Raw genomic sequence first — 13,001 nt, forward strand, 5'->3', positions numbered from 1 at the left:
TATGACAACAGTTGAAATTAATGGACTTAAGGATATGATTGCCTGTAATACTAGGATTTCATCTATTATTGATGACCATTTATCCTATGCAGGATATGATATTTCCGAGTTTATGGAAAATAAAGCGTCTTTTGAGGAAGTGATTTATCTCTTATGGAATGGTCATCTTCCTACGCAAATGGAACTCAAGTATTTTGAAGCAGAGTTGCGTAAGAACTATGACATTTCAGATGCTGTAGAACAATGCATTCTTATCCAATCTCGTCCACATTTGCACCCAATGAGTGTTTTACGTTCAACAGTTTCACTTCTTGGGGTATACAATGTGGATGCTGAGGAGAAGTCCATGGAAGCCGTTTATCAGCAAAGTATTGAATTGATGGCTAAATTGCCAACAATTATTACGACTTTTGCACGCTTACGCACTGGTAAAATGCCCCTCAAACCAAGAGAAGATTTAGGTTTTGCTGCTAATTTTCTTTACATGCTGAATGGTGTTGAACCTTCTGAAATTGAAGTTGAGGCTATGAATAAGGCCTTAATTCTACATGCTGATCATGAGTTGAATGCTTCAACTTTTGCAGCGCGTGTTTGTGCTTCGACTCTGACAGATATTTATTCGTGTGTTACAACAGCTATTGGTGCTCTAAAAGGTCCCCTGCATGGTGGGGCTAATGAACGCGTCTTTGATATGCTTAAAGAAATCCGCGAATCAGGTGATGTTTATGCTTACTTACAGGAAAAACTTGACTCTAAAGAGAAAATCATGGGATTTGGGCACCGTGTATACAAGAAACAGGATCCTCGTGAAATTTTCTTAAGAGATATGGCTAAAAAGTTGACAGAGGGTACCGAGAATGAAGAATTCTTTAATATGTCTCAAGAAATTGAAGAGTTCATGAAAGATAAGAAGGGATTAATTCCCAATGTAGACTTCTATTCAGCCACCGTATACCATACTCTAGGAATTGACAGCGATATCTTCACACTTATCTTTGCAATGAGTCGTGTTGCCGGCTGGATTGCTCATATTCAAGAGCAGCAAAAAAATAACAAATTGATTCGTCCTCGCTCACAGTATATTGGACAAGAAAATATGACCTATATTCCTTTAGAAAAACGCTAGGGAGGAAAGCTATATGGCAGAAAAAATCGTAATGACAAATGGACAGCTTCAAGTTTCTGATAGTCCAATTATCCCTTTTATTGAAGGGGATGGTGTTGGACATGATATCTGGAAGAATGCCCAAGCAATCTTTGATAAAGCAGTAGAAGTAGCCTATGAAGGAACGCGTCATATTGAGTGGCAAGAGCTCCTAGCTGGTAAGAAGGCTTATGATAAAACAGGAGAATGGTTGCCGAAAAAAACATTGGAGACTATTCGAGAAAGTTTAGTTGCTATTAAGGGTCCGCTTGAGACGCCAGTAGGTGGAGGGATTCGTTCTTTAAATGTAGCTTTACGTCAAGAACTTGATCTCTACGCTTGTGTTAGACCGGTTCGTTACTTTGAAGGAGTAGCAAGTCCGCTTAAGGAACCAGAAAAAACGAATATTACTATTTTTCGTGAAAATACTGAAGATATTTATGCGGGAATTGAATGGGAAGCGGGAACAACAGATGTTAAGCGCGTGATTGAGTTTCTCCAGACAGAAATGAATGTTAGTAAAATTCGCTTCCCAGAATCAAGTAGTATCGGAATCAAGCCAATTTCAATAGAAGGAAGTAAACGCCTCATTCGCTCGGCTATCGACTATGCTCTCAAGAACAATCTAAAAAAAGTGACCTTAGTTCATAAGGGGAATATTCAAAAATTTACAGAAGGTGGCTTCCGTAAATGGGGTTATGAATTGGCTCAGGAAGAATATAAAGAAGAATTGCTGGCTGGTCGTTTAGAGATTAATGATATAATCGCGGATAACTTTCTACAACAGATTCTTTTAAATCCAGAAAAATTTGATGTTGTTGCCTTAACCAACTTGAATGGTGATTATGCCAGTGACGCCTTAGCTGCACAAGTTGGTGGTATCGGCATCTCCCCTGGAGCCAATATTAACTATCAAACAGGCCATGCTATTTTTGAAGCAACACATGGAACAGCTCCGGATATCGCGGATCAAGATAAGGCTAATCCTTGCTCAGTTCTATTATCTGGCTGCATGCTTCTAGATTATATTGGTTGGACTGAGGCAGCTCAACTGATTACAAGTGCTATTGAAAAGACATTTAAAGCTGATATCTTTACAGCTGACTTGGCATTTGGGAAACAAGCTTATTCAACGAGTGCCTTTAGCAATCAAATTCTTTCAATTATGTGATTGTTTTTGCTCGAAAATGAAAATTAACGATTGAAAACACCATGAAAGAAATTTTCTGAAAATGTTGTAAATAACTAGAGACTAGTATTTGCTTATGTTTAAAAAATTGAAAATGAGCAGTAAAATGAGAGACAGGCTTTTGAAAAACTTGTAGAAAGTACGTTTTAACCTTGATAATCTCAATTAGCTATGTTATAATTCTAAATTGTAAGGGTTATCATTGATAACTCAAATATTCCAAACTAAGAAGGAGAATCCATTATGGCTTCTAAAGATTTCCACATTGTTGCAGAAACAGGTATCCACGCACGTCCAGCTACTTTGCTTGTTCAAACAGCTAGCAAATTTGCTTCAGATATCACTCTTGACTACAAAGGTAAAGCAGTTAACCTTAAATCAATCATGGGTGTTATGAGCCTTGGTGTTGGTCAAGGTGCTGACGTAACTATCTCTGCAGAAGGTGCTGATGCTGATGATGCAATCGTAGCAATCGCAGAAACAATGACAAAAGAAGGATTGGCATAAGAATATGACAGAAATGCTTAAAGGAATCGCAGCATCTGATGGTGTTGCAGTTGCTAAGGCATATCTGCTTGTTCAACCGGACTTGTCATTTGAAACTGTAACAGTTGAAGATACAAGTGCAGAAGAGGCTCGTCTAGATGCTGCTCTAGCGGCGTCACAAGACGAGCTTTCTGTTATCCGTGAAAAAGCAGTTGAAAGCCTTGGTGAAGAAGCGGCAGCCGTTTTTGATGCTCACTTGATGGTTCTTGCTGACCCAGAAATGACTGGTCAAATTAAAGAAACTATCCGTGCTAAACAAGTTAATGCTGAAGCTGCTTTGACAGAAGTAACAGACATGTTTATCGCTATTTTTGAAGGTATGGAAGATAACCCATACATGCAAGAACGTGCAGCGGATATTCGTGACGTTACAAAACGTGTGCTTGCTAACTTGCTTGGTAAGAAATTGCCTAACCCGGCAACAATCAACGAAGAATCAATCGTTGTTGCTCATGACTTGACACCATCTGATACAGCTCAGTTGAACAAAAAGTACGTAAAAGCCTTTGTTACTAACATCGGTGGACGTACAAGTCACTCAGCTATCATGGCGCGTACACTTGAAATCGCAGCCGTTCTTGGAACAAATAACATCACAGAACTTGTCAAAGATGGTGATGTTTTGGCTGTTTCAGGTATTACTGGTGAAGTTGTTATCAACCCAACTGAAGAGCAAATTGCTGAGTTCAAAGCAGCTGGTGAAGCTTACGCTAAACAAAAAGCTGAATGGGCTCTCCTTAAAGATGCTCAAACAGTTACTGCTGATGGAAAACATTTCGAATTGGCTGCCAACATCGGTACACCTAAAGACGTTGAAGGTGTAAATGATAACGGTGCTGAAGCTGTTGGTCTCTATCGTACAGAATTCTTGTATATGGATTCTCAAGACTTCCCAACTGAAGATGACCAATATGAAGCTTACAAAGCAGTTCTTGAAGGTATGAACGGTAAACCTGTTGTCGTTCGTACAATGGATATCGGTGGGGATAAAGAACTCCCTTACTTCGACCTTCCTAAAGAAATGAACCCATTCTTGGGTTACCGTGCTTTGCGTATTTCTATCTCTGAAACTGGTAATCAAATGTTCCGTACACAATTGCGTGCTTTGCTTCGTGCATCTGTTCACGGTAAATTGCGTATCATGTTCCCAATGGTTGCTTTGTTGACTGAGTTCCGTACTGCTAAAGGTATTCTTGAAGAAGAAAAAGCTAAATTGGTTGCTGAAGGTGTTGCCGTTGCAGACGATATCGAAGTAGGTATCATGATTGAAATCCCAGCTGCAGCTATGCTTGCTGACCAATTTGCTAAGGAAGTTGATTTCTTCTCAATTGGCACAAATGACCTTATACAATACACAATGGCTGCTGACCGTATGAACGAACAAGTTTCATACCTTTACCAACCATATAACCCATCAATCCTTCGTTTGATTAACAATGTTATCAAAGCGGCTCACGCTGAAGGTAAATGGGCTGGTATGTGTGGTGAAATGGCTGGTGACCAAACTGCTGTTCCACTTCTTGTTGGAATGGGATTGGATGAGTTCTCAATGTCAGCGACATCTGTTCTTCGTACACGTAGCTTGATGAAGAAACTTGACACAGCTAAAATGGAAGAATACGCTAACCGTGCTCTTACTGAATGTGCAACAATGGAAGAAGTTCTTGAACTTTCAAAAGAATACGTTAACGTAGACTAATCATAAAAAGTGGAGGCTTAGGCTTTCACTTTTTTTATATCTAAACGGAGACAAAATAATTGACTCATTCTTTAGTTAGGAGTAGAATACGGCTAACCTAGGTTAACAATTTTAACTATTTTTTGTCAAAATTTTCTGAATAATTCTCGTTTAAATCTTGGAATATTTCTAAAAAAATGATAAAATAGGTCTTATAATAGATAAAAGGAGTTACTATCTTGGCTAAACAATACAAAAACTATGTCAATGGTGAGTGGAAAACATCTGAAAACGAAATTACTATTTACGCACCTGCAAACGGTGAGGAACTTGGATCAGTTCCAGCGATGAGCCAAGCTGAAGTAGACGAAGTCTACGCAGCAGCTAAAGCAGCACTCCCAGCATGGCGTGCGCTTTCATATGCTGAACGTGCAGCTTACCTTCATAAAGCAGCAGATATCTTGGAACGTGATGCAGAAAAAATCGGTCAAGTTCTTTCTAAAGAAATCTCTAAAGGTTTGAAATCTGCAATCGGTGAAGTTGTTCGTACTGCTGAAATCATCCACTATGCAGCTGAAGAAGGTTTGCGTTTGGAAGGTGAAGTACTTGAAGGTGGTGCCTTTGACGCTGGTAGCAAGAAAAAAATTGCTGTTGTTCGTCGCGAACCAGTAGGTCTTGTCCTTGCTATTTCACCATTTAACTATCCAGTAAACTTGGCTGGTTCTAAAATTGCTCCTGCCTTGATTGCTGGTGACGTTGTTGCCTTCAAACCACCAACACAAGGTTCTATCTCAGGTCTTCTTTTGGTTGAAGCATTTGTTGAAGCTGGTATCCCTGCAGGTGTCTTGAACTCTATCACAGGTCGTGGTTCTGTTATCGGTGACTACATTGTTGAGCACAAAGCAGTTGATTTCATCAACTTTACAGGTTCAACACCAGTTGGTGAAAACATCGGTCGTTTGGCAGCTATGCGTCCAATCATGCTTGAACTTGGTGGTAAAGATGCCGCTATCGTTCTTGAAGATGCTGACCTTGACTTGACTGCTAAAAACATTGTTGCTGGTGCCTTTGACTATTCAGGTCAACGTTGTACAGCTATCAAACGTGTCCTTGTAATGGATAGCGTTGCAGATGAATTGGTAGAAAAAGTAACTGCTTTGGTAGGTAATATCACTGTTGGTATGCCTGAAGAAAGCGCAAGCGTTACACCACTTATCGATACAAAAGCAGCTGACTTCGTTCAAGGTTTGATTGATGATGCCGTTGAACAAGGTGCTACTGCTAAAACTGAATTGAAACGTGAAGGCAACCTTATCTACCCAGCTGTTTTTGACCATGTGACAACTGACATGCGTCTTGCTTGGGAAGAACCATTTGGTCCAGTATTGCCATTCATCCGTGTATCTTCAGTTGAAGAAGCAATCAAGATTTCTAACGAATCTGAATTTGGTCTTCAAGGTGCAGTCTTCACTCAAGACTACCCACGTGCGTTTGCAATTGCTGAACAACTTGAAGTTGGTACAGTTCACATCAACAACAAAACACAACGTGGTACAGATAACTTCCCATTCCTTGGTATTAAAGGATCTGGTGCCGGAACTCAAGGTGTGAAATACTCTATCGAAGCTATGACTCGTGTGAAATCAACAGTATTTGATATTGCAAACTACTAAGAGTTTAGCTATTCAATCATTAAAAAAGTGTAAAGAGTCCCCATTATTGGGGCTCTTTTTCTTTTAAAATATGGTATAATAGAACTAAATTTCGAATATAGAGAGTTTTCTGACAATGAATAAATCTTATTTTTACTTGGTTATGAAGACCCATGAATTAGAGGTGCCATACACTGGTAAACTTCGTCGTGTGCGTGTTCTTCTACCTAAGAACTATGAAACGGATACAGATCGTTCTTACCCTGTCGTGTATTTCCATGATGGTCAGAATGTTCTTTATAGTAAGGAGTCATTTTCTGGATATTCTTGGAAGATTATCCCAACAATCAAGCGTAATCCTGATATTTCGCGCATGATTGTTGTAGCCATCGATAATGATGGCCCTGGCCGTATGAATGAGTATTCTGCGTGGAAGTACCAAGAATCTAATATCCCTGGTGTTCAGTTCGGAGGCAAGGGAGTAGAGTATGCGGAGTTTGTCATGGATGTGGTTAAACCCTTTATTGACAAGGAGTACCGTACCTTCTCAGATCGTCAGCATACAGCTATGATTGGTTCATCTCTTGGTGGTAATATCACTCAGTTTATGGGGCTTGATTATAAGGAGCAGATTGGTTGTCTTGGGGTATTTTCTTCAGCTAACTGGTTGCATCAAGATGCCTTTGATCGTTACATGTCGCGTCAAAAGCTCGATGCAGATCAACGTGTCTACATTTATGTAGGGACTGAGGAAGCTGATGATACTGACAAGACCTTGATGGCTGGTAACATTAAGCAGGCTTATATTGACTCTTCATTGAGCTATTACCATGATTTGATCGCTCGTGGGGTTGATTTGGAAAATATCAAGATTCACATTCAATCTGGTGCTGAACACAATGAAGAAGCTTGGGCCGAGAATTTACCAGACTGTCTTCGCTTTTTCGCTGAAAAGTGGGACTAGTCTATATTAACGAAAATTATTTTAATTTAGGAAAAGGAATATAAATATGAATATCGAACATCTTAGCCACTGGAGTGGTCAACTTAATCGTGAAATGTATGTTAACCGTTATGGGCACGCTGGTATCCCTGTTGTGGTTTTTGCGTCATCAGGTGGTAGCCATAACGAATACTATGACTTTGGTATGATTGATGCTTGTGCACGTTTTATCGAAGAAGGACGCGTACAATTCTTTACGCTATCAAGTGTGGACAGTGAAAGCTGGCTTTGTGATTGGAAAAATCCACACGATCGTGCTGAAATGCATCGTGCCTATGAACGTTATGTTATTGAAGAAGCTATTCCGTTTATCAAACACAAAACTGGTTGGTTTGATCCAATGATGACAACAGGATGTTCAATGGGTGCTTACCATGCGCTTAATTTCTTCTTGCAACACCCTGATGTTTTCAATAAAGTAGTAGCCCTTAGTGGTGTCTATGATGCTCGTTTCTTTGTGGGTGAGTTTGGAGGGGATGAAGCTATTTACCAAAATTCCCCATCAGATTATATCTGGAACCAAAATGATGGTTGGTTTATCGACCGCTACCGTCAAGCTGAGATCATCGTATGTACAGGTCTTGGTGCTTGGGAACAAGATGGTCTTCCATCTTACTATAAACTCAAGGAAGCCTTTGAACAAAAGAACATTCCAGCTTGGTTCTCTGAGTGGGGCCATGATGTCGCTCACGATTGGGAATGGTGGCGTAAACAAATGCCTTATTTCCTTGACAATATGAACCTATAATTTCTTTGTCTATCCTATCTAAATAACTATAAAAGAGGAATCACTAATGAATTATCTTGTTATTTCACCATACTATCCACAAAACTTCCAACAGTTTACAGTTGAACTTGCAAATAAGGGAATCACAGTTCTTGGTATTGGTCAAGAGCCTTATGAGCAATTGGATCAACCTTTGAAAGATGCATTGACTGAGTACTTCCGTGTAGACAATTTGGAAAACTTGGATGAAGTTAAGCGTGCCGTAGCCTTTCTTTTCTACAAACATGGTCCAATCGACCGTATCGAATCTCATAATGAATACTGGTTGGAATTGGATGCAGCACTTCGTGAACAGTTCAATGTTTTTGGTGCTAAGCCAGAAGACCTTAAGAAAACTAAATTCAAGTCTGAAATGAAGAAACTCTTCCAAAAAGCTGGTGTTCCAGTTGTGCCTGGTGCTGTTATTAAAACTGACGAAGATGTGGATAAAGCTGTGAAAGAAATTGGTCTTCCAATGATTGCTAAGCCAGATAATGGGGTTGGTGCAGCTGCAACCTTCAAACTTGAAACAGAAGATGATATCAATCATTTCAAGGCTGAGTGGGACCATGAAACAGTTTATTTCTTTGAAAAATTTGTAACTTCAAGTGAAATCTGTACTTTCGATGGTTTGATTGATCATGATGGTAATATTGTCTTCTCAACAACTTTCGATTATGCTCACACTCCACTTGACTTGATGATTTACAAGATGGACAATTCTTACTACGTTCTTAAGGATATGGATCCTAAGTTACGTAAGTATGGTGAGGCAATTGTCAAAGAATTTGGTATGAAGGAACGTTTCTTCCATATTGAGTTCTTCCGTGATGGTGACGATTATATTGCTATTGAATATAACAACCGTCCAGCAGGTGGCTTCACAATCGACGTCTATAACTATGCTCATTCTTTCGATTTGTACAAGGGCTATGCGGATATCGTTGCTGGAGAACCATTCCCAGCTTCTCAGTTTGAGCCACTTTACTGTTTAGCAACTTCACGTCGTGCAAGCTCACACTATGCTTACTCAGAAGAAGAACTTTTTGATAAGTATCGTGAACAACTTAAAGTTAAGAAAATCATGCCTGCAGCCTTTGCAGAGTTGCAAGGTGACTTCCTTTATATGTTGACAACTCCAAGTCGTGAGGAAATGGAACAAATGATTGAGGACTTTGGTAAAAAAGCCTAATCTGTATATGTTAAAAGCACTTCAGAGTAAACTGAAGTGCTTTTGTAATGGCTTATTTTTCGTGGAGTTCTTGGTTTTTAAGAACCAGTTCTGATACTTTAGCGAATTTTTTAAGTTTTTTGAGGTCTTCTGGATGGGTTACCAAGCTAATGACGCTACCTTCATTTCCCATACGTCCGGTACGACCTGCACGGTGAGTGTAGGCTTCACGGTCTCGAGGAATATCGAAGTTGATGACCACTTCCAGATTTTCAATATCGATGCCTCGTGCCAATAGGTCAGTACCTAGTAAGAGTGAAATCTCATGGTTCTTGAATTTTTCCAAGATAACCTTACGGAATTTGACGTTGATGTCACTTGCCAATGATACTGCTGAAGCTCCGTTAAATTGGAGGCGTTCTTCAGTAGCACCAAGGTCAGAAAGACTGTTGAAAAAGACAAGGCCACGGAAGTCAGGAATATTGGAGAACTTACGGAGAAGTTCGACACGGTTACGTTTATCAACACTGATATAATAATGTTTGATGGTGTCTAGTTCCTGATCAGATAGGTCATAAACGATAGTATTTTCGACAAGATCTTGATCGTCAATTTTGTTGGTTGCCGAAATATAAATCATTTGATGGTCACGAGGAACATGGTGGCTGATTTTTGTCACAAAGTGGTATTGGCTATCACTGAGAAGCTCATCAAATTCATCAAGGACGATAGTATTGACGTTCATCATCTTGATCTTTTTGAGTTTAATCAGCTCAAAGACACGGCCAGGGGTTCCGATGAGAATTTCCGGTCCTTTCTTCAGGCGTTCAATTTGTCGCTTTTGACTAGAGCCAGAAAGGAAGAGCTGGGCAGTGAGTCCTAGTGGCTCAGCCCACTGTTTGGTTACGTCGAAAATCTGTCCAGCAAGTTCAGAATTAGGTGCTAGGATAAGCAGTTGCTGAGCTTTTTTGGGTTTGAGTTTGAGGAGCAGTGGGAGAAGGTAGGCAAGGGTCTTACCTGTTCCTGTAGGACTGATACCTAGGACATTATCTCCTTCAGTGATTGGTGCAAAGAGTTCTTTTTGAATGGCAGTCTCTGTAGTGATTCCTTTTTCTTTAAGGAGGTCTTGCCATTGTTCAGTAAAGTTTTTAAACATAAAAGTCTCATTTTCTATATGGATTTGCTTTTATTATATCATGATTTAGTGTAGAATAGATAAGAAAGACTATATTAGATAGGAATTTACCATGCCTAAAAAACCGATTATTATTGGGGTTACGGGTGGCTCTGGTGGCGGTAAGACCAGTGTTTCTCGTGCCATTCTATCAAATTTTCCAGATGAGAAAATTGCCATGATTGAGCATGATTCTTATTATAAGGATCAGACACATTTGACTTTTGAAGAGCGTGTGTCAACTAACTACGATCATCCCTTTGCCTTCGATACAGATCTTATGATTGAACACATCAATGAGCTGATTGCTGGGCGTCCAGTGGATATTCCCATTTATGACTACACCCAACACACTCGTAGTGAAAAGACTTATCGTCAAGAGCCACAGGATGTTTTCATTGTTGAAGGGATTTTGGTACTTGAGGATAAACGTTTGCGTGATTTGATGGATATCAAGCTTTTTGTAGATACTGATGATGACATTCGTATTATCCGTCGTATCAAGCGTGACATGGAAGAGCGTGGCCGTAGCTTGGATAGTATCATTGAGCAATATATCAGTGTGGTTAAACCTATGTATCACCAGTTTATCGAACCAACGAAACGCTACGCAGATGTGGTGATTCCTGAAGGTGTCACAAATACTGTTGCTATCGATTTGATTAATACTAAGGTAGCAAGCATTTTGAAAGAAAGTCAGAAAGCCTAAGCAGGAGCTTGGCTTTTTTGGTATAATTGAAACGTTATGATTATTTTACAAGGAAACAAGATTGAGCGCTCTTTCTCAGGAGATGTGCTCTTTGATAATATTAATATTCAGGTAGATGAACGCGATCGTATTGCCTTGGTTGGCCGTAACGGTGCTGGAAAATCAACCTTATTGAAAATCTTGGTTGGAGAGGAAGCGCCGACGAGTGGTGAAATCAACACAAAACGTGATTTGAATTTGTCTTACTTGGCTCAGGATAGTCGCTTTGAGTCTAGCAATACCATCTATGTGGAAATGTTAAATGTCTTTGCAGACCTACGTGCAGATGAAAAACGTCTACGTGACATGGAAATGAAGATGGCCGAGTTGACTGGGGCTGATTTGGACAAGTTAATGACTGACTACGATCGACTTTCCGAGGATTTCAGACAGCGAGGTGGATTTACCTATGAATCTGATATCAGAGCTATTCTCAATGGTTTTAAGTTTGATGAAAGCATGTGGGAGATGCCTATTTCAGATCTTTCTGGAGGGCAAAACACGCGCCTGGCTTTGGCGAAAATGCTGCTTGAGAAGCCTGAGCTCTTGGTACTGGACGAACCGACCAACCACTTGGATATCGAGACCATTGCCTGGTTGGAAAATTACTTGGTCAATTATCAGGGAGCTCTAATCATTGTCAGTCACGACCGTTATTTTTTGGACAAGGTGGCGACAGTGACCCTGGATTTGACCAAACATAGTTTAGATCGTTATGTCGGAAACTATTCAAAATTCATGGATCTCAAGGCTGAAAAATTGGCTACTGAAGCAAAGAACTTCGAAAAGCAACAAAAGGAAATTGCTAAGCTGGAGGATTTTGTTAATCGTAATATTGTCCGTGCCTCTACAACTAAGCGTGCTCAAGCCCGTCGTAAACAGCTAGAGAAAATGGAACGTCTGGATAAGCCAACAGAAGGTCAAAAGTCAGCTAATATGACTTTCCATGCGGATAAGGTCTCTGGAAATGTAGTTTTGACTGTTAGGGATGCTGCTATTGGTTATGACGATGAGATTCTCTCAGAGCCTATTTCTCTCGATGTTAAGAAGATGGATGCCATTGCCATTGTGGGACCTAATGGTATCGGAAAAACAACCTTTATCAAGTCGGTAGTAGGTAAACTGCCATTTATCAAGGGAACATCAACTTATGGTGCCAATGTTGAAGTGGGTTACTATGACCAAACCCAATCTGCCTTGACACCGTCAAACACTGTTCTTGATGAGTTGTGGAATGATTTTGCGACAACTCCTGAAGTTGAGATTCGTAACCGTCTGGGAGCCTTTCTCTTCTCAGGTGATGATGTCAAAAAGTCGGTTTCCATGCTTTCGGGTGGTGAGAAGGCTCGCTTGCTCCTAGCTAAATTATCAATGGAAAACAACAACTTCCTCATCCTAGATGAGCCGACCAACCACTTGGACATTGATAGTAAGGAAGTCTTGGAAAATGCCCTCATCGACTTTGATGGAACGCTTCTTTTTGTCAGCCACGACCGTTACTTTATCAACCGAGTGGCAACCAAAGTGATGGAAATTTCTGAGGATGGAGCGACCATTTATCTTGGAGACTACGATTACTACCTTGAAAAGAAGGCGGAGCTTGAAGAGTTAGCACGTCTTGAGGCAGAGGAAAATCAAGTATCAGAGGAAGTCCAAGTGGCTTCAGCGGGAGCTAGTGATTATCAAGCTCAAAAAGCCAATCAAAAAGAGATGCGTAAACTAAGTCGACGCATTGAGCAAATTGAAAATGAGCTAGAGACGATTGAGGAACGCTTGGAGGAAATTTCTGCTGCCATGCTTGAAACAAATGATGTGGCAGAATTGTCTGACTTGCAGAAAGAGCTGGATGACTTATCAGTTTCTCAAGAAGCTCTGATGGAAGAGTGGAGTGACTTATCAGAACAGTTGGAAGGTTAAGGAATGATGAGAG

The 13,001-nt window shown here is 40.2% G+C and carries 11 protein-coding genes; 10 read left to right on the forward strand and 1 reads right to left on the reverse strand.

What is annotated here, in order from left to right:
* Nucleotide 1 precedes the first annotated feature (1 nt).
* The 8 genes from BSR19_RS04235 (at nt 2) to BSR19_RS04270 (ending at nt 9,170) form a co-directional block, all read left to right on the forward strand.
* Nucleotides 2-1,126: a citrate synthase gene (locus tag BSR19_RS04235; protein WP_002890679.1), complete on the forward strand. Its 1,125-nt coding sequence runs from the start codon at nt 2-4 to the stop codon at nt 1,124-1,126.
* Nucleotides 1,127-1,139: 13 nt separating this feature from the next.
* A complete protein-coding gene (gene icd / locus BSR19_RS04240; protein ID WP_060972745.1) occupies nt 1,140-2,315 on the forward strand; it encodes an NADP-dependent isocitrate dehydrogenase in 1,176 nt (391 codons plus the stop codon).
* A 261-nt stretch (nt 2,316-2,576) separates the two neighbouring features.
* A complete protein-coding gene (locus BSR19_RS04245; protein ID WP_045772118.1) occupies nt 2,577-2,840 on the forward strand; it encodes a phosphocarrier protein HPr in 264 nt (87 codons plus the stop codon).
* Between the two features lie 4 nt (nt 2,841-2,844).
* Entirely contained in the window at nt 2,845-4,578 is a 1,734-nt protein-coding gene (gene ptsP, locus BSR19_RS04250; protein WP_002890681.1) for a phosphoenolpyruvate--protein phosphotransferase, read from the forward strand.
* A 218-nt stretch (nt 4,579-4,796) separates the two neighbouring features.
* Complete coding sequence (locus BSR19_RS04255) at nt 4,797-6,230, forward strand: NADP-dependent glyceraldehyde-3-phosphate dehydrogenase (RefSeq protein WP_002884060.1); 1,434 nt, start codon at nt 4,797-4,799, stop codon at nt 6,228-6,230.
* A 115-nt stretch (nt 6,231-6,345) separates the two neighbouring features.
* Nucleotides 6,346-7,173: an alpha/beta hydrolase gene (locus BSR19_RS04260; RefSeq protein ID WP_060972744.1), complete on the forward strand. Its 828-nt coding sequence runs from the start codon at nt 6,346-6,348 to the stop codon at nt 7,171-7,173.
* Nucleotides 7,174-7,219: 46 nt separating this feature from the next.
* A complete protein-coding gene (locus BSR19_RS04265; protein ID WP_002884014.1) occupies nt 7,220-7,960 on the forward strand; it encodes an esterase family protein in 741 nt (246 codons plus the stop codon).
* 46 nt (nt 7,961-8,006) lie between these two features.
* Nucleotides 8,007-9,170, forward strand: a complete 1,164-nt coding sequence (locus BSR19_RS04270) for an ATP-grasp domain-containing protein (protein WP_022495748.1) — start codon at nt 8,007-8,009, stop codon at nt 9,168-9,170.
* Between the two features lie 52 nt (nt 9,171-9,222).
* Here BSR19_RS04270 and BSR19_RS04275 read toward each other — a convergent pair whose 3' ends face one another.
* Complete coding sequence (locus BSR19_RS04275) at nt 9,223-10,305, reverse strand: DEAD/DEAH box helicase (protein WP_060972743.1); 1,083 nt, start codon at nt 10,303-10,305, stop codon at nt 9,223-9,225.
* Between the two features lie 91 nt (nt 10,306-10,396).
* Between BSR19_RS04275 and udk the strand changes: the two genes are divergently transcribed.
* Together udk and BSR19_RS04285 are read left to right on the forward strand one after the other, a co-directional pair.
* Complete coding sequence (gene udk, locus BSR19_RS04280) at nt 10,397-11,032, forward strand: uridine kinase (protein WP_002884073.1); 636 nt, start codon at nt 10,397-10,399, stop codon at nt 11,030-11,032.
* 36 nt (nt 11,033-11,068) lie between these two features.
* On the forward strand, nt 11,069-12,988 hold the full coding sequence (locus BSR19_RS04285; RefSeq protein WP_155198171.1) for an ABC-F family ATP-binding cassette domain-containing protein: 1,920 nt from the start codon (nt 11,069-11,071) through the stop codon (nt 12,986-12,988).
* Nucleotides 12,989-13,001 lie beyond the last annotated feature (13 nt).

This window comes from Streptococcus salivarius (assembly GCF_009738225.1).
Lineage (GTDB): Bacteria > Bacillota > Bacilli > Lactobacillales > Streptococcaceae > Streptococcus.